The sequence below is a fragment of the Flavobacterium ardleyense genome (assembly GCF_033547075.1).
Classification (GTDB): Bacteria; Bacteroidota; Bacteroidia; order Flavobacteriales; family Flavobacteriaceae; genus Flavobacterium; species Flavobacterium ardleyense_A.
This window is the reverse complement of the sequence record NZ_CP137891.1, coordinates 2424018-2450087: the sequence shown is the minus strand read 5'-3', so window position 1 is coordinate 2450087 and position 26070 is coordinate 2424018. Positions and strand designations below refer to the sequence as shown.

Annotated in this window: 26 protein-coding genes; 17 read left to right on the top strand and 9 right to left on the bottom strand. The window is 35.4% G+C overall.

Annotation, left to right across the window (positions count from 1 at the left end; all coding sequences use genetic code 11):
- The first annotated feature begins 177 nt into the window (after nucleotides 1–177).
- On the top strand, nucleotides 178–369 hold the full coding sequence (locus SBO79_RS10630; RefSeq protein WP_318640378.1) for a hypothetical protein: 192 nt from the start codon (nucleotides 178–180) through the stop codon (nucleotides 367–369).
- 158 nt (nucleotides 370–527) lie between these two features.
- Nucleotides 528–1775: an amidohydrolase family protein gene (locus tag SBO79_RS10625; RefSeq protein ID WP_318640377.1), complete on the top strand. Its 1248-nt coding sequence runs from the start codon at nucleotides 528–530 to the stop codon at nucleotides 1773–1775.
- A gap of 75 nt (nucleotides 1776–1850) precedes the next feature.
- On the opposite strand, the gene SBO79_RS10620 is transcribed toward SBO79_RS10625, so the two are convergent.
- From SBO79_RS10620 to SBO79_RS10610, 3 genes are all read right to left on the bottom strand, one after another.
- The gene (locus tag SBO79_RS10620; protein ID WP_318640376.1) at nucleotides 1851–2459 is read right to left on the bottom strand and encodes a class I SAM-dependent methyltransferase; all 609 of its coding nucleotides are present in this window, start codon (nucleotides 2457–2459) and stop codon (nucleotides 1851–1853) included.
- A gap of 23 nt (nucleotides 2460–2482) precedes the next feature.
- Entirely contained in the window at nucleotides 2483–3664 is a 1182-nt protein-coding gene (locus SBO79_RS10615; protein WP_318640375.1) for an MFS transporter, read from the bottom strand.
- Nucleotides 3665–3958: 294 nt separating this feature from the next.
- The gene (locus SBO79_RS10610) at nucleotides 3959–4879 is read right to left on the bottom strand and encodes a T9SS type A sorting domain-containing protein (RefSeq protein WP_318640374.1); all 921 of its coding nucleotides are present in this window, start codon (nucleotides 4877–4879) and stop codon (nucleotides 3959–3961) included.
- Between the two features lie 317 nt (nucleotides 4880–5196).
- Between SBO79_RS10610 and SBO79_RS10605 the strand changes: the two genes are divergently transcribed.
- From SBO79_RS10605 to ypfJ, 5 genes are all read left to right on the top strand, one after another.
- The gene (locus SBO79_RS10605; protein WP_318640373.1) at nucleotides 5197–6123 is read left to right on the top strand and encodes a ClpXP adapter SpxH family protein; all 927 of its coding nucleotides are present in this window, start codon (nucleotides 5197–5199) and stop codon (nucleotides 6121–6123) included.
- Nucleotides 6124–6132: 9 nt separating this feature from the next.
- The gene (locus SBO79_RS10600; RefSeq protein ID WP_318640372.1) at nucleotides 6133–6573 is read left to right on the top strand and encodes a DoxX family protein; all 441 of its coding nucleotides are present in this window, start codon (nucleotides 6133–6135) and stop codon (nucleotides 6571–6573) included.
- Nucleotides 6574–6772: 199 nt separating this feature from the next.
- Complete coding sequence (locus SBO79_RS10595) at nucleotides 6773–7594, top strand: SDR family oxidoreductase (RefSeq protein WP_318640371.1); 822 nt, start codon at nucleotides 6773–6775, stop codon at nucleotides 7592–7594.
- Nucleotides 7595–7827: 233 nt separating this feature from the next.
- Entirely contained in the window at nucleotides 7828–8412 is a 585-nt protein-coding gene (locus SBO79_RS10590) for a Riean_0653 family protein (RefSeq protein ID WP_318640370.1), read from the top strand.
- A 485-nt stretch (nucleotides 8413–8897) separates the two neighbouring features.
- Complete coding sequence (gene ypfJ / locus SBO79_RS10585; RefSeq protein WP_318640369.1) at nucleotides 8898–9761, top strand: KPN_02809 family neutral zinc metallopeptidase; 864 nt, start codon at nucleotides 8898–8900, stop codon at nucleotides 9759–9761.
- A 175-nt stretch (nucleotides 9762–9936) separates the two neighbouring features.
- On the opposite strand, the gene SBO79_RS10580 is transcribed toward ypfJ, so the two are convergent.
- On the bottom strand, nucleotides 9937–11472 hold the full coding sequence (locus SBO79_RS10580) for a YifB family Mg chelatase-like AAA ATPase (protein ID WP_318640368.1): 1536 nt from the start codon (nucleotides 11470–11472) through the stop codon (nucleotides 9937–9939).
- 106 nt (nucleotides 11473–11578) lie between these two features.
- On the opposite strand from SBO79_RS10580, the gene SBO79_RS10575 reads away from it, so the two are divergent.
- The 3 genes from SBO79_RS10575 (at nucleotide 11579) to SBO79_RS10565 (ending at nucleotide 13759) form a co-directional block, all read left to right on the top strand.
- Nucleotides 11579–11956: a PH domain-containing protein gene (locus SBO79_RS10575; protein ID WP_318640367.1), complete on the top strand. Its 378-nt coding sequence runs from the start codon at nucleotides 11579–11581 to the stop codon at nucleotides 11954–11956.
- Nucleotides 11957–12222: 266 nt separating this feature from the next.
- A complete protein-coding gene (locus SBO79_RS10570; RefSeq protein ID WP_318640366.1) occupies nucleotides 12223–12657 on the top strand; it encodes a GNAT family N-acetyltransferase in 435 nt (144 codons plus the stop codon).
- Between the two features lie 28 nt (nucleotides 12658–12685).
- Complete coding sequence (locus SBO79_RS10565) at nucleotides 12686–13759, top strand: alanine/ornithine racemase family PLP-dependent enzyme (RefSeq protein ID WP_318640365.1); 1074 nt, start codon at nucleotides 12686–12688, stop codon at nucleotides 13757–13759.
- Nucleotides 13760–13845: 86 nt separating this feature from the next.
- Here the strand turns inward: SBO79_RS10565 and SBO79_RS10560 are convergent, their stop codons facing one another.
- The 5 genes from SBO79_RS10560 to SBO79_RS10540 all read right to left on the bottom strand — a co-directional run bounded on the left by SBO79_RS10560 (nucleotide 13846) and on the right by SBO79_RS10540 (nucleotide 20669).
- Entirely contained in the window at nucleotides 13846–15915 is a 2070-nt protein-coding gene (locus SBO79_RS10560; protein WP_318640364.1) for a protein-disulfide reductase DsbD family protein, read from the bottom strand.
- Nucleotides 15915–17225 carry a tRNA lysidine(34) synthetase TilS gene (gene tilS / locus SBO79_RS10555; RefSeq protein ID WP_318640363.1) on the bottom strand — a complete coding sequence of 437 codons (1311 nt, stop codon included), beginning with the start codon at nucleotides 17223–17225 and terminating at the stop codon, nucleotides 15915–15917. Before tilS ends, SBO79_RS10560 begins: the two co-directional genes overlap by 1 nt.
- Nucleotides 17226–17262: 37 nt before the next feature.
- Nucleotides 17263–18555 (bottom strand): anthranilate synthase component I family protein, encoded by a 1293-nt coding sequence (locus SBO79_RS10550; protein WP_318640362.1) that lies wholly within the window; start codon nucleotides 18553–18555, stop codon nucleotides 17263–17265.
- 82 nt (nucleotides 18556–18637) lie between these two features.
- Nucleotides 18638–20044 (bottom strand): dihydrolipoyl dehydrogenase, encoded by a 1407-nt coding sequence (lpdA, locus tag SBO79_RS10545; RefSeq protein ID WP_318640361.1) that lies wholly within the window; start codon nucleotides 20042–20044, stop codon nucleotides 18638–18640.
- Nucleotides 20045–20210: 166 nt separating this feature from the next.
- Nucleotides 20211–20669: an Lrp/AsnC family transcriptional regulator gene (locus SBO79_RS10540; protein WP_318640360.1), complete on the bottom strand. Its 459-nt coding sequence runs from the start codon at nucleotides 20667–20669 to the stop codon at nucleotides 20211–20213.
- A gap of 172 nt (nucleotides 20670–20841) precedes the next feature.
- On the opposite strand from SBO79_RS10540, the gene SBO79_RS10535 reads away from it, so the two are divergent.
- From SBO79_RS10535 to SBO79_RS10505, 7 genes are all read left to right on the top strand, one after another.
- Nucleotides 20842–22068, top strand: a complete 1227-nt coding sequence (locus SBO79_RS10535; RefSeq protein WP_318643501.1) for an aminotransferase class I/II-fold pyridoxal phosphate-dependent enzyme — start codon at nucleotides 20842–20844, stop codon at nucleotides 22066–22068.
- Nucleotides 22069–22230: 162 nt separating this feature from the next.
- A complete protein-coding gene (gene nhaC / locus SBO79_RS10530) occupies nucleotides 22231–23709 on the top strand; it encodes a Na+/H+ antiporter NhaC (RefSeq protein WP_318640359.1) in 1479 nt (492 codons plus the stop codon).
- Nucleotides 23710–23792: 83 nt separating this feature from the next.
- Nucleotides 23793–24428: a peroxiredoxin gene (locus tag SBO79_RS10525; RefSeq protein WP_318640358.1), complete on the top strand. Its 636-nt coding sequence runs from the start codon at nucleotides 23793–23795 to the stop codon at nucleotides 24426–24428.
- An 18-nt stretch (nucleotides 24429–24446) separates the two neighbouring features.
- Nucleotides 24447–24761 (top strand): thioredoxin family protein, encoded by a 315-nt coding sequence (locus tag SBO79_RS10520; protein ID WP_318640357.1) that lies wholly within the window; start codon nucleotides 24447–24449, stop codon nucleotides 24759–24761.
- 4 nt (nucleotides 24762–24765) lie between these two features.
- Nucleotides 24766–25023, top strand: coding sequence for a DUF6952 family protein (locus tag SBO79_RS10515; RefSeq protein ID WP_318640356.1), 258 nt, complete (start codon nucleotides 24766–24768; stop codon nucleotides 25021–25023).
- A gap of 154 nt (nucleotides 25024–25177) precedes the next feature.
- Nucleotides 25178–25675 carry a thiol peroxidase gene (tpx, locus tag SBO79_RS10510; RefSeq protein WP_318640355.1) on the top strand — a complete coding sequence of 166 codons (498 nt, stop codon included), beginning with the start codon at nucleotides 25178–25180 and terminating at the stop codon, nucleotides 25673–25675.
- Between the two features lie 5 nt (nucleotides 25676–25680).
- Nucleotides 25681–26055 carry a diacylglycerol kinase family protein gene (locus SBO79_RS10505; protein ID WP_318640354.1) on the top strand — a complete coding sequence of 125 codons (375 nt, stop codon included), beginning with the start codon at nucleotides 25681–25683 and terminating at the stop codon, nucleotides 26053–26055.
- Nucleotides 26056–26070: the final 15 nt, after the last annotated feature.

The window sequence follows — 26070 nt, the reverse complement described above, 5'->3', positions numbered from 1 at the left end:
AAAAACTTGGGCTTACGCTACTACTTAGGTCCGACATTCTTGCATAATTACTAATTCACAAAGATAGACTTAGATATTTTGGAAAAATGAGCAGTCTAAGAAATGGTGGTACTGCAATTTTGGTAGCTTTATTTGGAAAATCAGTTTTGCACGACGCTTTAAACTAGACATTGAGAATTGACCATTATTGGAACGGCCGCATATCGATATATCTTTCCAGAAGTTATTGCTTTAATTACTAGCGGCAGGCTAGCAGTAGAAAAATTAGTAACTAGCGTTATTCCTTTGGACGAAATTGTTGAAAATGGTTTTGAAAAACTGGTCAACGATCCGTCAGAAGTGAAGATATTGTTAGATCTAAGCAAATAAGTGATTTAGTAAATTTCGGAATTAACTGCCTCTACATTTTAATTCAAATTCAAGAGTTTTATATTTAAATATTAATCTCATATCTATTTATATTTAAGCATTATAACATATTATATAATTTATTATTTTCCAAATTAAAAATTAAAACAACACATTTTATGAAGAAGAAGTTTTTTAATGCGAAAATTTATCGCAACGATGCAGCAACTGAAATGATAGTTGAGAATGGTAAAATTGTTCAGATTGGTAAAAATTTACCAAAATGTGAAGAGGAAATTGACCTTGGCGGAAAATTGGTGATGCCACCTTATGTAGATCCACATTTACACTTGGATTATGTTTATACTTTGTCAGAACTTGGTCAGGAAGGTGCAGGATCAGGAACATTATTTGAGGCAATAGAACTTTGGCCAAAATTCAAAGAAACCTTGACCGTTGAGAGCGTAAAAAAATTGGCTATAAAAGGAATACACGATGAAGTTTCTCAAGGAGTTCAGCATATCAGAACTCATATTGATGTAACTGATCCCAACTTCACAGCGTTAAAAGCGATGCTGGAAATGAAACAAGATTTAAAAGATATTGTAGATATTCAAATTGTTGCTTTCCCGCAGCAAGGAATGTATACTTACAAAGGCGGACGAGAATTAGTTGAAGAAGCCCTTAAAATGGGCGCTGATGTAGTGGGTGGAATTCCCCATTACGAACCAGCGAGAGAGTTTGGAGAGCAATCTATTCACGATATTGTGAAATTAGGTTTAAAATACGATAAATTAATCGACGTTCATTGTGATGAAACAGATGATCCCAATTCAAGATTTGTGGAATTGTTAAATGCACTTGTTTTGATGGAAGATTACGGTACTCGAACCACGGCAAGTCATACCTGCTCCTTTGGATCTGCAGATAATTCTTATGCTTATAGAATGATGGATTTATTCAAAAAGAGTAAGATGAACTTTATTTCGCTACCTACCGAAAATGCTTATTTACAAGGACGTCAAGATACCTATCCAAAACGACGTGGATTGACAAGAGTAAAAGAATTTATGGAAAATGGAATTAATGTTTCCTTTGGACAAGACTCTATCAATGATCCTTGGTATCCTATGGGAAATGGAAATATGATGAATATTTTGGACAACGGAATTCACTTGGCACAAACAATGTCGGCACCAGAAATTGAAAAAGTCTTTGATTTAATTACTTACAACGGAGCGAGATGTTTGAATCTTCAAGAGACATACGGTCTTGAGGTTGGCAAAGCAGCAAACTTTATTGTACTGAATGAGTCTACAGTCTACGAAGCTATTCGCAAACGTGTGGATGTATTGGCTTCTGTGCGAAATGGAGAGTTCTTATTTAGACGCCAAGAAATGAAGTATGATATTCCTTTAAAATTATAATTTAAGCTTTTACTTTAAATACAAAAAGACTGCCTTCAAATTGATAGCAGTCTTTTTTTCTTTATATTTTATTTTTTACATCTTAACTTTCTGGCATTGTATCAAGAAAAACGGAAAAATATCGTCAACCTCTTTGATTTCAATTAATCCAAACAAAGCAAATTCTTTTTGTATAGTGTCGAGATCGTAGAAGAACATTTTTAGACCGTCAAAAATTTCAAATCTATTTGTACTTACCACCCTTCCCCTTCCATACATTTCTGCCGATTTAGAAATTGTGGCAAAAACCATTTTACCATTATTCTCTAATTGATTATAACAATCTTGCAAAAGTTTCTGCCGCTCATCATAATCCAAGAAATGAAGTACTGCATAGCAATAAATTCCATCATAGGTTTCGTCGTCATATGGCATTTCGGTTATAGATCCGTGATGGATTATTATACCATTTCCAAGATGTTTATGAGCTAAAGATATTGCGGTTTCAGAAATTTCAATTCCTGTAACTTTCATTTTATTAGTTATAAAAAGTTGAGCATTTCGGCCGTAGCCAATTCCAAGTACGAGGATATCTTTTATTCCATTTTTCAGGAAAATTTCGTTTGTTATGACCGTTGATTTTGAAGGTTCAAAACCCCACATTTCTTGCTTTTCCTTAAACGACTCTTCCCAGAATTCGGACATAGTATTACTTTTTATAAAAATAATTAAAGTTGCGGACCTAATGCTTTTTTCGAAATAATTGAAATTATCAAACCTGGTATCGACAATCCAATTGCTAAATAAACTAAACTCATCGGCGAATAAATCCCCAAGAGTAAACCTGCAACTGAAGATGCAATCATAATAGATAGATTAAAAACCGAAGATTGTACCGACGTTGCTACATCTTTGGCGGTTTCCACCTGCCTGCTAACGGCAGCTTGCAATAAAGTTACCAAGGGACCAAAAGAAAGTCCCCATAGAAAGAATGCAAAATGTCCAATCCAAGAACTTTCGCTAGAAAAAAGAAAGAGAGACATAGAGATGATAAGCAAAGCAAACATCGCTACGGTAAGCAATCGCAAATATTTATCGGTATACTTTATTGCCAATAATACTGAGATTAATGACCCAATTCCGAAATAGAGTAAAGCCCTTTCCACTCCGCCCGAAAGTTGAATTTCATCTACCAGACTTGTAATGTATACATAAACGCCGTAGTGCGCGATTACTCCCAACAATGTAAGCAACAGAACAATTAGAACGGCGGGAATTTTTAATAGTGCAAAGGGCGAAGAACTTTTGGTCAATCGCTCTCCAGGCATAGAAGGCAGTGCAAAATAGCTTATAATTGCAATAAGAATAATCACCACTCCCAGTCCAATAAATTCGGTTCTCCAGCCGTAACTGTTTCCTATAGAAGTCATAATTGGCATCCCAAGACTAATTCCCAACGTAGTTCCTGCCATTATCACCGCAATCGCTTTTCCGTGATGTTTCTCGTCAACTAATCGCATTCCATAAGCCGCAATCATTGGCCACATTACCCCTGCACAAATTCCTCCAATTACTCTCAGTACAATAATAATCATATAATTGTGCATAAATCCTGCTGCAATATTTGAAACTGCAAAACCACCTAGCAGAATCATTAACAACATTTTTCTATTGTATTGCATCGTAAGTGAAATAAGCGGAATTGCAAAAATTGCCGATGCAATTGCGTAATAGCCTACCAAATTTCCGGTCTGCACTTCGTTAATATTTAAATCTGCCATCATTAACGGCAGCACTCCTGAGGGCATTAGTTCTGATAGAATCCCTACGAAAGTAACCGATGACATTAAGATCATAATTAGCCAAGGAAATACATCCTTTGCCTTTACAGTAGAATTGGTAACGCTCATATCTTTATTTTAAAGGTTTATTGAATAACTGTAAGATACTGATTATAAAGTCTCCTCTCTAAGAAAAATTGCAACTGTTTGATCGTTTTTTAGTTAATTATAAATTTTTAATTAAAATCTATAAAAGTGAATTTTTATAGAGGTTTTGAAAAATTATTCTAATTTTAAAATAATGAACTAAATGTGTAATAGAGTATTGCTTGTCAAGTGGTTAGCAAAGATTATTTAAATTTTTTGTATAAAAAAAAGGCGGGAATTTCGTAGAAATTCCCGCCTTCAAATTGTAATTTAAATTTACTTAGTTTTTATAAATTTTCTAGAAATTACCGCTTCTGTAGTTTTAACTGTCAAAATGTAAATACCTTTTGACAAGAAATCTACTTGAATTTGCTCTAAACTATTGTTAGATTCGAATAATTTTTTACCAGTTAAATCAGTGATAGTAAGATTTTCTACATTTTGTAAATCTGCTAAATTTAATATGCTCTCAACTGGGTTTGGAGAAATATTCCATTCTTTGGCTAGGTCATAATTAGCAGTTCCCAAAGCAGTATGCGCTATATTTACGTTATCAATATAAGCAGATCCCGAATAATTGTCATGAGCAAATCTCAACTCATCCATATTGTATAACAAAGTTCCTTGATGTTTTTCAACACCATTTAACGAGTATGTAACGCTTGTTGCGCCTCCAGAAATTGCCACATCATACCATACTCCTTCTTGCCAAGTGCCAATTTGGGTAACTGTAAATTCTGTATCAGCATTTTCTAAAACAAGAATTTTACCATCATAAGAAAAATAAACTTCCATTACCAATTTTTGCTCAGCTACACTTCCGCACGATAATGCAAAAATAGACGAATTTGTTCCCGGCGCATTGGTCATTTGGATGCTATAACTCATAGAGAAATTTGCCTTATTCAAAGGTGTCAATAATGATTTGAAAGCACCCATAATTGGAATTGGCTGGAATGTAGCTAACGGATCATAAGCAATTTTTAGTGATCTGCTGCCAACTTTTGCTTGTGCTTCTGTAACAACTTGCATGGCTGTATAATCGCTTCCACCAAGACTTGTAGTGATCCAACCTTGTTGATTATTGATATCTCCTAATAAATATCCTTCTTCTGCTTCAAACGAATAGAATTCTTGAGCAGTAGACAAAGTAGTGTTCAACAGGCATGCAGCCAATAAAAAGTAAATCTTTTTCATAATTTGTAATTGTTTTTTCTAAATATTTTAAATTAGTTTAAATTTAATATAAAATTCATATTGCGAATTATATATTTTATATAGCAAAAATACGTATATATTAAATATTTCGCAAAGTTCTGAGCATCTCGGCAATCATTTGTTCAAAAATCATGTTGAGATAGTAAGATCAGTCGCATTCTTAATTGGTGTATTATTTGAGAAGTTTATAAATTCAAAAAAAATTGTGATTATGAAAGCTATGGAGATAGTGCTATCTTGCTATGTTTTACTAGACAGAAAAAATTAAAATATTTTTTTAAATAAATTCACCGAAAATGAAAAATGACGATTTAAATGTTAATCCATTGATATGCGATATTGAAACTGGCATGTGCGAAATTGATTTGGATAGTAAACCCTCTACTGTTACTCTCGAAGAGACTTTTGGAAATAGATCCCTAAAACTTATTTATTTCACTGATCCCATTTGTTCATCTTGTTGGGGGATTGAGCCGCAGTTGCGAAAGCTTAAATTAGAATACGGAAATTCTATTGAGGTAGAGTACAGAATGGGCGGATTGCTACCCGATTGGAATTACAATAGTGGTGGAATAGGAAAACCTTCCGATGTGGCGAGTCATTGGGATGAGGTAAGCGTACATTATGATATGCCTATTGATGGTGACTTATGGCTGGAAGATCCTTTAGATTCTTCATATCCTCCATCAATTGCCTTTAAAGCAGCAGAGATGCAAAGCAAGGAAAAGGCGCTATTGTTTCTTCGTGAAATGAAGGAAATGGTCTTTTTGCACAAGAAAAATATAGCAAAGTGGGAAATACTGGAAGTTGCTGCAGCAAAAGCTGGGTTAAATACCGTTCAATTAAAAGCTGATTTTGAAGGGGAAGCCAAAAATTTATTTGAGAAAGATTTACTAATGGCGCGAGAAATGGGAGTTCGAGGATTTCCAACAATTTTTGTAGTAGATACTAAAGGCAAGCAAGAGCAGATTTATGGTACCAAACCATACATTTACTACGAAATGGCATTGTTGAAATTGAATCCTGAGCTTGTCAAAGCTGAATATTCGAAAGATTGGAAATCACTTTTCGAAAAATTTCCTACATTTACCGCCAAAGAATTTTCTGAGTTATCAGGAATGCCGAGAGGTGAAAGCGAGCGATACTTGACGGATCTTTCGACAAATGGTCAACTAGAAAAATTTACAACAAAAAATGGTTCAATTTGGACTTTAATCAAGTAATCAAAATAGATGATAAAAAGCTTTTTCAATCCGGGTACTTATTCGCAAAATATAAATTTGACTCTGCTCCTACTGCGCATTGTAGCGGGAATTTTTATGCTGACTCATGGAATCGGCAAATTTGAGCAATTAATGGGCGAAAGTCCCATTCAATTTCCAGATCCACTCGGTGTCGGGGCATCTGCATCCTTATTTTTAGCTGTGTTTGCAGAGGTGTTTTGTTCGCTACTTCTAATTTTTGGATTAGCTACACGCTTTTCTGCCGCAGTACTATTAATTACAATGTTGGTCGCAGCCTTTGTTTTTCATATCAACGATGAATTTGCAAGACAAGAACTACCATTATTGTATGCGACAATGTATGCAATGTTATTGCTATTAGGTGCAGGAAAATTTTCGGTTGATCAATTAATCTATACTAATCTGACTAGAAATTCGAGAATTTCTTGATTTCCAAATCGATATCATTTTTAAAAGATAATAGCAGCACCTAAAAAAAGGTGTTACTTTTTTTTTCGCTAATTTTTGTGACCAACCGCTATGCAATTTAGGAATACACTATTTAGTTTCAATTCTGCTAATAAAATCCCAAATAGAGTAAGTTTAATATGTATTATCTGTAAATTCAACCTCAAAAAAATAGAAAATCATGAAAAAACAGACAATTTTAATTACAGGAGCTGGTTCGGGTCTCGGTAAAGGTAGTGCTATTGGCTTGGCAAAGGAAGGACACAAAATTATTGCTGCAGTGCATACTTGGGAGCAAATGTCTCGATTTATAGATGAGTTGAAAGATGCGAATTACAAGCAAAACATAGAATTGATAAAACTGGATGTGCTAGATCCGATGGATTGTGAAAGAGCTTTGAAATATGATATTGATATCTTAGTAAACAACGTTGGTATTGGTCAAACTGGACCAATTGCAGAAATTCCGGTAGATTTGGTGCGCGACGTGATGGAGACAAATGTTTTTTCTCCTTTAGAATTTTCGCAGCCATTTATCAAGAAAATGGTAAAGAAAGGAAAGGGGAAAGTTGTCTTTGTTTCGTCGGTAGCGGGTTTAACCACAAGTGCCTTTCTAGGATCTTACAATGCGTCTAAGCACGCACTTGAAGCAATAGTTCAATGTTTGAGAGATGAGCTTCAGCCTTTTGGCGTTACAGTTGCGACAATAAATCCAGGGCCATTCGAGACTGGTTTCAATGACAGAATGTACGATACTTACAAACAGTGGTTTGACGAAGATGAAAACTTTACTTCATTAAAAGATATTGAAAAAGCGGCAAAGTCAATGGCGAATAATCAATTTGATCCTCAGGGAATGATTGACAAAATGGTAGAAGTGATTCCGATGAAAGAGCATACTTTCCGAACGGTTTTTCCAGAATCAATAATTCCGATGTGTCAAGAATATCAAGAACGACAGTATGAAATTATGACTGATACGATTGATAAATCTAAAAAGTAGCTATCAGCATTAATGTAAAATACTTATTAAAATCCCTAGATTTACTCTGGGGATTTTCTTGTTTAAACTGCTTTTTTTGATTTTGGTAGTTTTGAAGTAGTTTTTTAAGGTGAGTAGTTAGTTTGCTCAGTAGTTCCCTTGGGTTATTTATGGCAGCTATTATAATTTCAACGAATTTTTTTTTGTGGCATATTTTAATAATAGCATACCTTTAATTTATAAAATTGTTTGTTATGAAAAATATCCTCTATTTTTTGACTCTGTTTATTTTCATAAATTGTTCTAGCGATAATGAAACTCTGAATAATCAACTGCCTGCAATAACCACGACTGGCGCAAGAGCGGCAGGATGTATCGTTAACGGAAAGGTGGTGATTCCGAAAGATGGAATAAATTCTTTAAGTGGTCATGAAGTGCAAGGTTTAAAAACTCTGGTAGGTATTAATTTTTTTGAGCCTGTATTGGGTGGTGATTACTACTCATTTTCTATTGCAAATTTAAAAGATAAAGGACACTCGTACACTGTCTACGTGCATTTAAACAATTTACTTAATGGAATTGGTGAATATGAAATTGGACCAAGCATTGGCGACTATTTTGTTTATAATTCATGCACTCCATATATTATAGTGAGAGAAACTCAAAATGGCGTAAGTGGAAAGACATTTACATCAGGAGAAAATAGCGGTACTATTACAGTATCGCGTTTTGACTCGATTCTTTCAGGAACTTTTAGTGGAACGGTTTACAATAAAGATGACGTTTCTGAAAAAATTGAAATTACAGATGGTCGTTTTGATTTTAAAATCTCGCAATAATCACAATTTCGTAAAGCATTTCCGTTTAAAAAAAATTTCATTCGAACACGATATCATCATTTAAAATCTAAAATATATTTTTGTTGTTGATGACTTGGCTAAATAAAAAAGTTTATTCTAAGTTTAGAAACATAGGAACTAATTGGTTTACAGAAGTTTATTTTTTTTTTAAATTTTTTAAATTTATAGAAAGCAGAGTTCTACTTTCAAAAACTTCATTCCTTAGAATTGTGTGAGGGATAGCAGCGGCATCCTTTCTTGTGAGCTTGCGAATGCAAAGCTCACAAGAAAGATACAGCGGAAAGCCCGGCGTATTTCCTGCTCCTTGAAAGCAGGAAATAGGACACACCCAAATGAAAAACGTGATCGTTAAAGAAAATTCTCATAGAAATGTAATATTCTTGTACATTATTTTATAAATTACATAACATTTCACTAGAATTATTTGCTGATTTTTACAACTGATAACTAAAACTAAAAACGATATGAAATGGAGCGGTAGAAGACAAAGTAGTAATATGGACGACCGTAGAGGTGTTTCGGGCGGAAAACTAGCAGCTGGTGGTGGGATTATTGGGATAATTTTCTTAATAATTAATGCGCTTTCTGGCGGTGATTCTGGCGAACTTCTCAATAGCGTTCAACAGCAACTTGAGCAAGGAAACCAGACTGAGCAAACCATTGAATTGACTGCGGAGGATAAAAAAATGGGCGAATTTGTTAGTACTGTACTAGCGGATACGGAAGATGTTTGGGGAAAAATTTTCAGAGAAAACGGTGCAACTTACAAAGAACCTCGTTTGGTACTTTTTCGCGATGGCGTAAAAACCGCTTGTGGTGGTGCGAGTTCGGCTTCGGGACCATTTTATTGTCCAACTGATCAGACGGTCTATATGGATCTTTCTTTTTTTGACGAATTACAAAATAAATTAGGTGCTCAAGGTGGTGATTTTGCCATTGCCTACGTGATTGCACACGAAATTGGACACCACGTTCAGACCTTACTAGGTACATCTGATCAGATGCGAAAAGCGCAACAGGGTGCCTCGCAAGCGCAAGGAAATAAATTGTCCGTCGCTTTGGAACTGCAGGCAGATTTTTACGCTGGAATTTGGACGCACTACAATCAGCAGATGAATAATGTCTTGGAGCCTGGCGATATTGAAGAAGCGTTAAGTGCGGCAAACGCCGTAGGTGACGATGCTATTCAGAGAAAAACCCAAGGACAAGTTGTTCCAGATTCTTTCACGCACGGTTCGTCCGAGCAGCGTATGTTTTGGTTTAATAAAGGATTTAAAACTGGTGATTTATCTCAGGGTGATACTTTTGGTGCTCTTAACTTAAACTAGACAGTAAAATATTTTTATACTTTAGCCTCTGCACTTTTTGTAGAGGCTTTTTATTTTGAGGAAATCCAGGATTATTCTTGCTCCTCAATCATCATTAAATTGAAAATATCTACTGATAGAAAGTATCCACATCTAATTAGGCAACTATAAAATACGTGAAAAAGTTTGAGGTAGATTATCCTAGCCACCCTTCCCGATCCAAACTTCGATACTGAATAGCTTCCGAAATATGGGCAGAAGATATATTCTCAGTAGCTTCGAGGTCGGCGATAGTGCGTGATACTTTCAGGATTCGATCATAAGCTCTTGCCGAAAGATTAAGTCTTTCCATAGCAGTTTTTAGAAGTTGAAGGGAGGAGTCTTCCAATTTGCAAAATTCTCTAATATTTCGCGACGACATTTGTGCATTGTAATTAATGGTATCCATTTGTTCAAAACGTAAACTTTGGATTTCTCTTGCTTTGGTGACACGCTCTCGAATATCAGAGCTACTTTCAGCCTTCCGCTCTTCCGAAAGTTTTTCAAAAGGAACTGGAGTTACTTCAATATGAATATCAATTCGGTCCAATAAAGGTCCAGAGATTTTTCCGAGATAGCGCTGCATTTCATTTGGAGATGAGGTATTTGGAGAATCGGGATCATTAAAATACCCACTTGGACTGGGATTCATGCTTGCCACTAGCATAAACGATGACGGATAAGTTACCGTAAATTTTGCTCTGGAAATAGTTACTTCGCGATCTTCTAGAGGTTGTCGCATTACTTCCAGAACATCTCGTTTAAATTCTGGGAGCTCGTCCAAAAAGAAAACGCCATTATGCGCCATCGAAATTTCGCCAGGTTGCGGAAAACTTCCCCCTCCGACAAGCGCAACATTCGAAATTGTATGATGCGGGCTTCGAAATGGTCTCTGATTCATAAGTCCAACCTCTTTTAACTTTCCTGCAACGCTGTGAATTTTGGTTGTTTCTAAAGCTTCTCGCAAAGTCATCGGAGGTAAAATACTTGGCAATCGCTTTGCTAGCATCGTTTTTCCCGATCCAGGTGGCCCAATTAGAATTATATTATGACCACCGGCGGCGGCAATTTCCATACATCTTTTAATGCTCTCCTGCCCTTTTACATCGCTGAAATCAAATTCTGGAAAATCCAAAGTTTTATGGAATTCAGCACGTGTGTCAAAAATAGTTGGTTCTAAAGTACCTTTCCCTTCAAAGAAATCTATGATCTGCTGAATGTTTTCGACTCCGTAAACATCTAAACCAGAAACTATCGCTGCTTCTTTGGCATTTTGCTGCGGCAGAAAAAAACCTTTGAAACCTTCTTCTTTTGCCTTAATTGATATTGGTAAGGCGCCACGAATGGGTTGCAAACTTCCGTCAAGAGAAAGTTCGCCCATAATAATATATTTGTCAACTTCCTCGCTATTTATTTGGCCAGACGCAGCAAGAATCCCCACGGCAAGCGTTAAATCATAAGCCGAACCTTCCTTTCGCAGATCGGCAGGAGCCATATTGATGATGATTTTTTTTCCGGGCATTTTGTACCCGTTATTTTGCAATGCGGCAGCAATCCGGAAACTACTTTCCTTAACCGCAATATCGGGCAGGCCAACCAAATGATAGCCGATACCGGGATCCATATTGACTTCGACGGTGATGGTGGTAGCCTCTACTCCAAAAACTGCACTTCCAAATACTTTTATCAGCATAATATCAAGGTTTTAGAAACTAAATTTAATAAATAAATCAAAGTGAAATGGTTTTATTTTTTTCGGTACATTTGAATAGATAAATTAATAAATCAACTATACTCAAATGGGAATATTTAATGCAATATTAGGCAATGCGTCATCGGTAGATCAAGGAGTAGTGGAAAAGGAGTTTGGACCTTTGCTAATCGAAGGAGAAACTATCGAAAAGGCTTTTAGAATGATTAAAGATATGTTTGTTTTTACTAACAAGCGCTTGATTTTGGTTGAAAAATCTTTGGTTGGAACAAAGGTGGACTACGTTTCGATTCCCTATCAAAACATCATCAAATTCTCTAAGGAAAGCGCCGGAATTATGGATCTTGATGCCGAGTTAAAAATTTGGGTAAAGGACGAAGTGGCGCCGATCAAGAAGCAATTTGGTAAAAGCGGAAATAATATTAATGAAGTTTATCAGATATTAAGTAAGCATATTTTAAAGTAGACTTCAGCATCTTACATTCAATTCCTTAAAGGCTCATTTCATCCCAAAATGAGCCTTTATTTTTATTTTTGTAACTTTGCACTCCCAAAAAGTATGTAACAAAAAACATATATCTCAAAGAACCTAGTTTTTTGAGAATTTGAATCTGGTCAATTGTACCAAGCTATTTTCCTGAAATGCTAAATTATATCAATAAGAATCAAATATTATAATAACGATTGTGCTGCAGTTGATGTAGTGCAGAGTAACTTAAATAAATTAAAAGAATGAATTTTATAGAAATTAATGCCTCAACTGGCGACAATGCAATTTACGATCGCAACACCATTGCTTCTTTCCTTTTCAAACATCTTGAGCAATATGGAGACAAAACCGAAGATATTTTAAAATGTATTGACTACGTTATGAATCCAGAAAAAGGCGGAAACATCGTGATTGGTCTTGACAATAATGTGATTGTTGGAATTGTAATATTGAACAATACTGGAATGAAAGACTATATTCCCGAAAATATTTTAGTTTATATTGCTGTGGATGGTTCTGCTCGTGGCAAAGGCTACGGAAAACAATTGATGCAATTTGCAATTGATAGTGTAAAAGGTAATATCGCATTGCACGTCGAGCCCGACAATCCTGCTTTTCATCTTTATACTAAATTAGGATTTACAAATAAGTATCTCGAAATGCGTTTGGTTAAGTAACCAAATAAGTAGCAACCAAAATTAAACTATGGCTTTTATAAAATTATATAGGGACAAACTTCAAGATAATTACCGATTTTTAGATCAAATTTTTACGGCACGCAATATCGATTGGGGTATCGTTTCAAAACTTCTTTGCGGTAACGAAATTTACCTTAAGGAGATTATTGCTTTAGGCACAAAAGAAATTCACGATTCAAGAGTAAGCAACCTTAAAAAAATTAAGGCGCTCGCTCCTGATATCCAAACTGTTTATATAAAACCTCCAGCCAAACGAAGTATAGATGAGATTGTAGAATTTGCTGATGTGAGCTTTAACACAGAAATCTACACCATAAAATTACTTTCAGAAGCAGCTCAGAAGCAGAATAAGGTTCATAAAATCATTATTATGATTGAGATGGGTGACTTACGTGAAGGAGTTATGGGTGATGATTTAATCCAGTTTTATGGTGAAGTTTTAAACCTTCCAAATATTGAAGTTAGAGGAATTGGGACAAATCTCAATTGTCTAAATGGTGTAATGCCAACGCAAGATAAGCTGATTCAATTAAGTTTGTATAAGCAGTTAATTGAAGCAAAATTCGGGGTAACAATTCCGTGGGTTTCGGGTGGAACTTCTGTTGCTATTCCGTTAATGTTGCGCAATGCCCGCCCGATGGCGGTAAATCACTTTCGAGTTGGAGAAGCATTATTTTTTGGAAAAGACATTTTTACAGGATTGACCATTGAGGGGATGCATGATAGTGTGTTTAAACTTTTTGCCGAAATAATTGAAATTACCGAAAAGCCGGATGTGCCGGTGGGTGAATTGGGCGAAAATGTTGCAGGAAATGTGAATGTTGCGATGGATGATGCCGATTTAAATAACAGTTCTCTACGAGCAATTTTAGATATTGGACTGCTAGATATGCAACCACAATATTTAGAAGCTGTAGATCCCAATATTACTATTTTTGACGCATCTTCGGATATGTTGGTGATTGATATTACCAATTCTGACACCAAGTACAATGTGGGAGACTTAGTGACGTTCAAAATTAAATATATGGGCGCATTATACTTATTAAATTCTGATTACATCGGAAAACAAGTTGAATAAGGCTTTCGCCAAATATATATAATGCAAAAAAGCAGCTTTCCTGAGAAAGCTGCTTTTTTATTGAATTAATAATAATAATCATGTTGTTATTTGAAGTTTGAAATACCTTCCTGAAGCCATTTCTTATATTCTTCAATGTCGGGAGTATATCCAATTGGATCATTGAGGTTATTACCTTCAACATCTGCGAGTACATAGAAAGGTTGTGTGTTAGTTTCGTATCTATGGATTATAAAATCACTCCATTTATTTCCAACTGTAACGATTTTCTTTCCGCTATTTGGAGACACGAATTGCTCTTCTTTTGGCAAATCTCTTTTGTCATCAACGTATAGAGATATCAAAACTATGTCATTTTTCAAAACTTTTAATACGTGAGGATCAGTCCAGACATTGTTTTCCATTTTTCTACAGTTTACGCAAGCAAATCCGGTAAAGTCGATAAGTACTGGTTTGTTTATTTTTTTGGCGTAAGCCATCCCTTTTTCATAATCTGTAAACGAAACTATTCCGTGAGGACCATACTCTGCAAATTCTGGTAAATCTGATTCGGCTGGTGCCGATCCGCCTCCGCCCATAAAGCCATTTGGACTTTCGCTATACGTTTGCGGTGGTGGGAATGCACTAATCAATTTAAGTGGCGCACCAAATAATCCAGGAATCATATATACTGTAAATGCTAAAACAACTAGACCTAAACATAATCTACCTACAGAAATATGCGTCAATGGACTGTCATGCGGTAAGGTAATTTTTCCAAAAAGATATAAAGCCCAAGCACCAAATACTGCAATCCAAATTGCTAAGAATACTTCTCTTTCAATATAATGTAATTGCAAAACAAGATCTGCGTTTGACAAAAATTTGAAAGCCAAAGCAAGCTCAAGAAATCCTAAGGATACCTTTACAGTGTTTAACCATCCACCAGATTTTGGCATAGAGTTTAACCATCCCGGGAACATTGCAAATAACATAAATGGCAACGCAAGCGCGGTTGAGAATCCTAACATCCCAATGATTGGAGCAATTCCACCTTTGGATGCAGACTCAACTAATAGAGTTCCTACAATTGGTCCTGTACAAGAAAAAGATACAATTGCAAGAGCAAGTGCCATAAATAAGATACCAACGATTCCGCCTCTATCTGCTTGCTTGTCAACTTTATTTGCCCATGAGTTAGGCAACATAATTTCAAAAGCGCCCAAGAAAGAAACTGCGAAGACGACTAGTAGTAGAAAGAAAATCACATTAAACCAGACATTTGTAGAAAGTGCATTAAGGGCTTCTGCTCCAAATATTCCGGTAACAACAGAACCTAAAACTAAGTATATTGCGATAATTGATAGTCCATAAATAATCGCATTGCGTTTTCCTTGTGCTTTTGTTTTACTTTGTTTTGTAAAGAAACTTACAGTCATTGGAATCATCGGAAACACGCAAGGTGTAAGCAATGCTGCGAATCCTCCCAAGAACGAAAGAAAGAAAATCATTAATAATCCTTTACTCTCATCCTTTTTTGATCTGCTTTCTGGACCGTTTTGTTTTGATTCAGCTTTCTGCAGTGCAACCGCACCTTCTGCATTAGTAGAAGTAACAGCTGTTTCTGTCACTACTGCAGCAGTGTCAATTGCCACAATTTCAGTTATTTTTTCATTTGGTACTTCTTCCTTCTTTACTTCAGGTCCATCAGCTGCGGCAGGAAGAACAATTTTTGGAAGTTTAAACGTAAAGCTTTTATCTTGATTGATACAAGATTCTTTACAAATTTGAAATTCTAAGACGGCGTCAATCGAAGCTAGTTTTTCGTTAATTACTTTAATTTTTTGAGTAATTGTAACCTTTTTATCCCAATATATTTCGTCAACTTCAAAAACTGGATTAAACTGTCTCTTTGTTTTACTTTCTTGTGCTTTTCCAATGAGTTGGAAATTATTCTTTGCATTTTTGATGGTAACTTCCATAGGTAAAGGACCTCCATCTGGCGTCCATTGCGAATAAATGTGCCAACCATCTTCTATTGTACCTTCAAATATTAGGTTAAATTCATTTCCGGAAATTTTCTCTGTTCGGCTAGTCCATTTGGACGGGTCTAAAATTTGGGCTTGTAATGAGCTGAAAGCTACAAGTGCAAAAAATAAAAAATACAGTTTTTTCATTAGGTTAATTTAATTCTTAATATTTGAGTTGTATTAGAAGTAACTTTAAAGCGATCGTCAAGCCGGTGATTAATGACCCAAACAATTTCTCCATTTGATAAGAGCAACCACGTTTTTTCTTTCTGGTCTTGCGCTATTTTTTCGTCTTTAAAGAATTTACTTAATTTCTTTTTGCCAGTCATTCCAAGAGGAATAATATAATCTCCCTCTCTCCATCCACGTAATTCTAGTGGAAAGTGCAATTTCTCGCGGTCCACAAATATACAATTTGAATCCAATTTGCTATCATACGGCTCGTAAGAAAACTCGAGATTTATAGGATTATTAACTTTCGTTACATCATTTGCAATATAAAAACTTAAATAATTAGAACTTTCTGCGCTCTTGTAAAGAATTAAGTATTCACGATCTTTTAGCAAATTATAAAAAGGCGATGTAATTATTTTGCCAGACTGTGCACCAACTAAATTGTAAATATCTTGCCAAGCCGTAAAACCAAAAGAGTGCAGCCAATCATATAAGTACGCTTGATAGTTTTCTAACCTAAGCAATTCACTTAATTTTATTTTTATTCTCTTCTCCTCCACTTCAACTACCTGCTTATAAACTAAGACTGATGCATCTCTTGCCATCGATTGTGTTTGCTGCAAATGCGTTTGAGAATTTTGAAATGACTGCAAAAAATTGCCAGTGAGATTTTTTAATTCGGGAGTGATTTTCTGTCGAATTGAATTTCGCAAATAATGATTGTCAGTATTACTACTATCTTCCCGCCACACAATGTTATTTAGTAAAGCGTACTCGAGAATTTGCTCACGACTAAAAGGTAAAATAGGTCTGATAATTGCGTTTGAAATAGCGGGAATACCAATCAATCCGTCGATTCCGCTCCCTCTTGAAAGATTGATTAGAAATGTCTCTAGATTGTCATCTAAATGGTGCGCGGTTAAAATATAATTAAAATTATTTTCTTGCCGAATTTCTTCAAACCATAAATATCTAAGTTCTCTCGCGGCCATTTGAGTGGATAATTTATGTTCTGTGGCAAACTTTAAAGTGTCAAAAGAAGTTGCAAACATTTGAATAGAATGCTGTTGTGAATACTCTTTTACAAACTCAGAATCTCCGTCGCTCTCTGCTCCTCTCAAGTTGAAATTGCAGCTCGCAACCGCGATCTGCAGTTTGGCAGCTTGCGTTAAATGAAGAAGCACCATACTATCTAGTCCTCCACTGACGGCGATAATTGATTTTCCATTTTTAAGAAAGCTAAAATTCTCGTTTATATGTTTTATAAAAAGTTCCTTCAACATTTTATTTGAAATTATGGTTAGAAAGATACCGCTATTTTTATTGAAGCACTTGCCTCATTGCATTTGCTTTGAGCAAACATTCCTCATATTCTAAAGCACTTACTGAGGCTGCCGTAATCGCACTTCCAACAGAGAACGAAACGTATTTAGCAGTTTTATTATATAAAATTGAGCGAATTACTACATTAAAATCAAAATCGCCATTGGGTTCAAAATAGCCAATAGAGCCGCTGTAAAGTCCACGCTTTGTCTCTTCGTATTTTTCGATAATTTCCATTGCCGACAGTTTTGGCGCTCCTGTCATACTTCCCATCGGAAAAGTAGTGCGGATAATTTCTGCTCCAGAAGTAGCAGAATCTACTTCCGAAACTACAGTTGAAATCAAATGATGCACTTGCTTAAAAGTATACATTTGGCAAAGCTCCTCTACTTCTACACTACTTTTGACTGCAGTTTTTGAGAGATCATTTCGAACTAGATCCACAATCATAATATTTTCTGACCGTTCTTTTTCATTTTGCGAAAGCAAGTTCTTTATCGCATTATCCTCAATAATTTCCAAACCTCTCTTCGCAGTTCCCTTGATTGGTTGCGAAATTATTTTGTTGTTCTCTCTTCTAATATATCTTTCGGGAGATGCGCAAAGGCAATATTTGTCATTTAATTTATAAAATGCAGCAAATGGCGGCTGCGAAATTTCGTTTAAATTTTGATAGATTTGAAATGGATCTATTTTAGCATTTTCTGCAAAAAACTCCATACACAAATTCATTTCGTAAATATCTCCTCGCTGTATATGTTCTAAAACTTTGGAGGCTTTCGCCAAATAGTTTTCTTCCGAAATTCGTGCTTGAATACTGAGATCAGAAACTTTGTTAGCAGAATCTAAGTTGATTTTTTCAGATAGTATTTCCTCAAAATCACTTTGAAGCTCATCGTTACAAAGAAACAAATAACTCATTACTAATTCTGAATCTTGAATTTTGAAGATCTTTTTAGGTTGAAAAAAATGAAGATCCGAAAATCCTAATCCATCAAAATTGGATGATTTAATATTTTCTGTTGCATTTTTTAAGTCATAACTTAAGTGTCCAAAAATATAATCACCAATCTTTTCTTGGTATTCTTTTAACTCTTCAAATGCGTTGCTATAATCTGTTTGTAATGAAGTAAATGCGTCTACTGCAACAATACAACCATAGCTAGTATATTTTTGCAAAAAATTATTGCTATCAAGAAATGCAATTGCGCGAAATTGTTGTGACCATTGCAGTAACTGCTGTTTAAAAAGAGCTGGATTTTCTAAAGTATGTCTTATAGTTTCTCTCACAAAAATTGAATTTTAAAAATTTCTTATAAAATAAAAAACCCGCAAAATACGGGTTTTTTAAAATTATTCAAATATAATTTTTTTATATATGTAATGGTCTATTTTCTGTCGCGGCTAATGCTGCTTCTTTTATTGCTTCTGCAAATGTAGGGTGCGCATGAGACATTCTAGAAATATCTTCGGCAGAAGCTCTAAATTCCATAGCGGTTACAGCTGCAGCAATAAGATCAGCAGTTCTTGCACCAATCATATGAACTCCTAAAACTTCATCTGTCTTTTCGTCAGCAAGAATTTTCACAAATCCATCGAGATCCCCGCTAGCGCGAGCACGTCCTAATGCTTTGAAAGGGAAACTTCCAACCTTATATTTTGTACCTGCTTCCTTTAATTGCTCTTCTGTTTTTCCAACTGCTGCAACTTCTGGCCAAGTGTAAACAACACCAGGAATTAAATTGTAGTCAATATGTGGTTTTTGTCCAGCGACAAGCTCAGCAACCATCACACCTTCTTCTTCTGCCTTGTGTGCAAGCATTGGACCACGAACAACATCACCAATTGCGTAAATATTTGCAGTAGCAGTTTGTAAGTGATCATTTACTTCAATCATGCCACGGTCTGTAATTTTTACGCCAGCATTTTCAGCTTTTAATCCATCAGTATAAGGTTTGCGACCTACAGAAACCAAAGCGTAGTCGCCTTCAAGAGTAATTGTTTCTCCTTTTGCATTTTCTGCTGTTACTACTACTTCGTCTCCATTTCTTTCGACACCTTGCACTTTGTGAGAAACGTAAAATTTCATTCCAGCTTTCTTCAAGACTTTTGTCAATTCTTTTGATAAAGCTGAATCCATTCCTGGAATAATTCGGTCAAGATATTCAACAACAGAAACTTTCGCTCCTAGACGTAAATAAACTTGTCCAAGTTCAATCCCAATAACACCGCCACCAATAATTACAAGGTGTTTAGGAACTTCTGGAAGTTTTAAAGCTTCGGTAGAAGTGATAATTCTTTCTTTATCAAGTTTGATAAAAGGAAGATTAGACGGTTTTGAACCTGTAGCAATAATGATATTTTTTCCCTCAATAGTTTCGGCAGTACCGTCAGCTTTTGCGATTTCTACGTGAGTAGCATCCACAAAAGATCCTGTTCCTTCAAAAACTGTGATATTATTTTTATTCATCAAAAAATTAATTCCTCCAACTGTCTGATCTACTACCGCTTGTTTGCGAGCAACCATTTTTTCGAAATTAACTCTAAGTTCTCCAGTGATTTCAATTCCGTTTGGCTCAAAATGCTTCATTCCTTCTTCATATAAATGAGAAGAAGACAGCAAAGCTTTTGATGGAATACAGCCTACATTAAGACAAGTACCGCCAAGGGAAGAATATTTTTCTATGATGGCCGTTTTGAAACCTAATTGTGCACAACGAATAGCAGAAACATATCCGCCAGGTCCAGAACCGATAATGACAACATCAAATGAACTCATAATATAATTTTTATTATTTAGTTTAATAAAATTTTGAGTGGCAAAATTAAGAAATTTTGTTTGTTTAAAAGACAATTTGGTAGTTTTTTATCTTTGTAGAAATCTATCATGAGAATTTAGGAGGTAGATAATACGCAATCTTTATAAATTTAGCGAAAGCGAAAAATTAAAGTATAAAAGCAGTAGAGTTTTTTACTTCCGAAATCATAAAAGTGCTATGTGTACTTCCAATATGCTTTAAAGTAGTTAATTTGGTAACCATAAATTCTCTATATTCTTGCATGTTTTTGACGTATATCTTTAATATGTAATCATAATCGCCGCTAACGTGAAAACATTCATGCACTTCGTCCAGCATGACAACATCACTTTCAAACGAGGTTAAATATTCAATTGTGTGTTGCAATAATTTTACGTGACAGAAAACCACAAAAGCTTTTTCTATCTTTTCGCGATCTAATAGAGCAACATACTTGTCAATAATGCCAAGACGCTCTAGCTTTTTTACACGTTCATATACGGCGGTTACAGATAGATTTAACTTTAGCGAAAGCTCTTTTGTGGTGCCTTTGCTATCATTTTGCAAAAGCGTCAATAATTTTTTATCAATTGCATCTAATGTCATATTATAATTTCGCTAAAAGTTCGTAGTTCTGGTTATCAGCGTAAAGATATTTTATATAATCTAATTTTAATAGTTTTAAAGTCTAAATTTTTGCGATTCGGTTGACTTTATATCAGGTATTGCTTTTATTTGAATAATATTTAATATTTTATCTAAACCCTACAAACTATATATTATGAACTTTGATCCCGCAGATAATATTCAGGACTTACAATTCTTTGGTGAATTTGGTGGTGTTAATCCATCAATTTCAGATTCTTCAACCTATACCTTTCTTTCAGCAAAAACAATGTTTGACACCTTTGAAGGAAATGCAGAAGGTTGTTATCTATACTCAAGACACTCTTCGCCAAGTAATTTATATCTAGACAGAGCAATGGCAGCGATGGAAGGCACCGAAAGCGCCAATGTTGCCGCTTCAGGCATGGGTGCAATTACTCCCACGTTACTGCAACTTTGCGGAAATGGAGATCACGTTGTATCTAGTCGTACAATTTACGGTGGAACTTATGCGTTTTTGAAAAATTTTGCACCAAGAATGGGAATCTCGACTGCATTTGTCGATATCACTAATTTGGAAATAGTAGAAAAAGCAATAACAAAAAACACAAAAGTTTTGTACTGCGAAACTGTAAGTAACCCACTTCTTGAGGTTGCAGATATTGCAGGTTTGTCTAAAATTGCAAAAAGACACAACCTTACATTGGTTGTTGACAATACATTTTCACCTCTTTCCGTTTCTCCAATCAAACTTGGAGCAGACATCGTAATTCATAGCCTTACTAAGTACATCAACGGAAGTAGCGATACTGTAGGGGGTGTAACTTGTGCTTCTAACGAATTTATTGCTTCATTAAAATGCGTAAATTCTGGTGCAAGTATGCTTTTAGGCCCCACTATGGATAGTATGAGATCTGCAAGTGTAATGAAAAACCTTAGAACGCTTCACCTACGAATCAAGCAACATAGCCACAACGCAAATTACCTTGCCGAAAGATTTGAAAAAGACGGATTGAAAACTGTTTATCCAGGATTAGCAAGCCATCCAAGCCACGAATTATATAAAGGAATGATTAATCCTGAATACGGTTTTGGAGGAATGATGACGATTGATGCCGGGAGTCTTGAAAAAGCAAATGAGTTAATGGAATTAATGCAAGAGAAAAACTTAGGTTACTTAGCGGTAAGTTTAGGTTTTTATAAAACTCTTTTTAGTGCTCCAGGAAGTTCAACTTCTTCTGAAATTCCAGCGGACGAACAAGCAGCAATGGGACTTAGCGATGGACTCATCAGATTTTCTATAGGTCTTGACAATGATATTGAGCGCACTTATCAAATGATGAAGCAATGTATGATGGAAGTTGGAGTACTTCACAAAGAAGATTTTGCTACTATCTAAAATATAGAAAATACAATTTAATCCGCTTTCTAAAGCGGATTTTTTTTGCGCTGCCTTGAGGCAAAATGCGTAATTATCGCTTTAATTTCTGCATAATTGAATTTTTAAACTCGTGAAGATAAAACAAGATTTTTTGCTACATTGCAGCATAAATTTTTATAAATGAACGAATCAATCACCGATAATAAAGAATTAAATATTTGGGAAGCTCTTATTCCTGTTGTCGCACTTGTAGGAATGCTTGGATATAACGTGTTTGTCTTTGGTGATGACGCTTTGAGCGGAAGTAATCAATTTATTTTATTGTTAGGTGGCGGAGTTGCAGCTGTAGTTGGCTTTTTCAATAAGGTCAAGTTTGCAAAAATGATTGAAGAAGTTTCAGAAAATATCAAGTCTAGCGCGGGAGCAATATTAATTTTGCTGATGGTTGGAGCTCTTGCAGGAACTTGGTTAGTAAGCGGAATTATTCCTGCAATGATTTATTATGGGCTGCAAATTTTAAATCCCAGCATTTTCTTGCCAGCTACTTTACTTATATGTTCAATAATTTCAATCGCCACAGGGAGTTCTTGGACAACTTCTGCAACTGTGGGAATTGCGCTAATTGGGATCGGAGGAACTTTGGGTTTTCCTTTAGGAATGGTAGCTGGAGCGGTAATTTCAGGAGCCTACTTTGGTGACAAGCTTTCGCCGATGTCTGATACCACTAATCTGGCACCTGCAATGGCCGGAACAGATTTGTTTACTCACATTAGATATATGCTGTACACCACAGTTCCTACCTATATTATTACCCTCATCATTTTTATCATTCTTGGTCTTACCGTTGAAACCTCCGGAGTTGCAGATTCTTCAGTACTTCTAAATGATATCAAAAGTTCATTTAATATTACTCCGCTCCTATTTCTAGTTCCTGTGATAGTTATTGGATTGATTGCAAAAAAAACCGAACCGCTTATTGCACTGTTGCTCGGAACCTTGCTCGCGGCAGTTTTTGCAGTAATTTTTCAACCGCATATTGTATTGATGCTTTCGGGCGGAACAACGCTAACAATTGAAAATGCTTATAAAGGTATTTTGAATGCTATCACTGTTGAATCCATTATTCCGACGAAAGTTGAAACTTTAAAAGATCTGTATGTTTCTGGAGGAATGCAGAAAATGCTAAACACCGTTTGGTTAATTTTATGCGCAATGGTTTTTGGTGGAATTATGGATGCAATCGGTGCGCTTGCGCGAATTAGTAGAACCTTGTTGAGTTTGGCAAAATCTACTTTTGGACTTTTTGCCGCTACTGTGGGAAGTTGCTTAACGCTAAATATTACCGCTTCAGATCAATACCTAGCTATCGTTGTGCCAGGAAAAATGTTTAGTAAAGCGTTTGAGGATAAAGGTCTTGCTCCAGAAAATTTAAGTAGAACTTTAGAAGATTCGGGAACTGTGAGTTCAGTACTAATTCCGTGGAATACTTGTGGTGCGTATCATGCAAGTACTTTAGGTGTAAATACTCTCGACTACTTGCCTTATGCTTTTTTCAATCTCATAAGTCCATTTATGACTTTGATTTTTGCTGCATTTAGTATAAAAATTAGACTGCTTACTGGAGACTATTTATCATCAACAAAATCTATAGCATCATAAAAAAGTATAATCAGAATTTATTCAAATAAGTGTATAATAGTGGTACTTTTGTAAAAGAAATTAATAATCAAAATTTATAAATTATGTCATTAGTAGGTAAAAAATTTCCAAGTATTGCAGTAGATGCTATTTCTGAAATGGGTGATAATATGAAAATCAACATTTTTGAAGAAGCTACAAACAACAACAAGAAAGTGTTATTGTTTTGGTATCCAAAAGATTTCACATTCGTTTGTCCTACTGAGCTTCATGCTTTTCAAGATGCTTTGGGAGAATTTGAAAAAAGAAATACTATTGTAATTGGAGCTTCTTGCGATACTGCAGAGGTTCACTTTGCTTGGCTTAATACAGCAAAAGATAATGGTGGAATTGAGGGAGTAACGTATCCAATTCTTGCTGATACTAACAGAAACTTATCTAACATCTTAGGAATTCTTGACATTGAATCAACAGGATATAGCGAAGAAACTGACTCAGTTATGATTGAAGGTTCAAACGTAACGTATCGTGCAACGTACCTGATTGATGAGACAGGAAAAATTTTCCACGAAAGTGTAAATGATATGCCACTTGGTAGAAATGTTAAAGAATATATCCGACTGATCGACGCTTACACACACGTTCAAACTAACGGAGAAGTTTGTCCAGCAAATTGGGAAGAAGGAAAAGATGCAATGTTTGCAACTAGAGAAGGTGTTGCAAGCTATTTGAGTAACTAATTAATAAATCATTACAATATGTTAATTGAATTAAACGAAGACACTTTGGCTACTCTAGTTAGCGAAAACAATAAAGTAGTTGTTCAGTATTCTGCTAGCTGGTGTGGTAACTGTCGTATTATGAAGCCAAAATTTAAAAAAATGGCTACAGAAAATGATGATATGACATTTGTAATTGTAGATGCAGAGAAATCACCAGAATCTAGGAAGCTCGCCAATGTGAGTAATCTTCCAACTTTTGCAACATTTCATAATGGAGTTCTTGTAAATGAGACTCAGACAAATAAAGCAGAGATTTTGGGAGATCTAGTTACTGAAATAAAAAACAAATAGTACTATGAAACTACCTGTAATAAAGCATCTTACGCAGTTTATAGAAGAAAATGATCAAGATTACTTAGTAGAAGCTATTGAAGTTTTGGAAGCATTAACTGAAGTATCTTCTCTTAAAGATGAAGAAATAGATGTAATTGCCGAATTAATTTCAAATATGTACGGAGCAATCGAAGTAGATAAGATGATCAAGGATGGTACTCCACAAAAAGAAGCTCTCAATACATTTATGAAGAGAGTATTGGGTTCTATAGATCAATAAGATTAAGGAACTTGTTTCATTTAAAGGCGCTTTTTATAAAAGCGCCTTTTTTTATAGGTATTTTTTACTGATATATTTTTTGGGGTTTCGTCATCTATAACTACGGCATCACATTTATTTTTCTTACTTTTGAAAATCTAAAAATTATATAAAAATGGCTTCAATAACACTACACGGATCGAAAGTAAATACATTGGGAATGTTACCTGAATTAAATACTCAAGCTCCTGATTTTACTTTAGTTAATACAGATCTTGTCACTAAATCATTGAAAGATTTTGCTGGAAAAAATTTAATTTTAAATATCTTTCCCAGCGTTGACACCGGTGTCTGCGCAGCATCGGTTCGCGCTTTTAATCAGAAAGCTGCAGCTTTGGAAAATACAGAAGTGCTTTGCATCTCAAAAGATTTACCTTTTGCTCAAAAGAGATTTTGTGGCGCTGAAGGAATAGAAAATGTAACAAACTTATCTGATTTCAGAGAAGGTCAATTTGGCAAGGACTACAATGTTACCATCGCTGATGGTCCTATGCAAGGATTGCATTCCCGTGCAATTGTAATTATCAATAGCAATGGGAAAGTTATCTATACTGAGCAAGTTAGTGAAATTGCAGATGAGCCAAATTACGACGCAGCGATTGCGGCACTATAGTCTACATGGAATTTAAAAAAGACACTTCTTTTATTTCCGGACGGATTAAAAGTTTTTCCTTCGCATATAAGGGAGCATATAAACTTATTACAACAGAGCATAGCATCATGGCTCAATTGGCTATAGGTATGCTTGTAGTAGGCGCAGGATTCTATTTTGATATTAGTCGTGAAGAATGGATTATGCAAACAATGGCGACAGGAATGGTCCTTGCCGTTGAAGGTCTAAATACCGCAGTCGAAAAAATTGCCGACTTTATTCATCCAGGATTCCATAAAACTATAGGTTTCATTAAAGATATTGCCGCTGGAGCAGTGTTTTTTGCAGCTACGGCAGCATTAATTGTTGGTGCATTAATTTATTGGCCTTACATTTTTTAAAAAGTTAGCTTCACA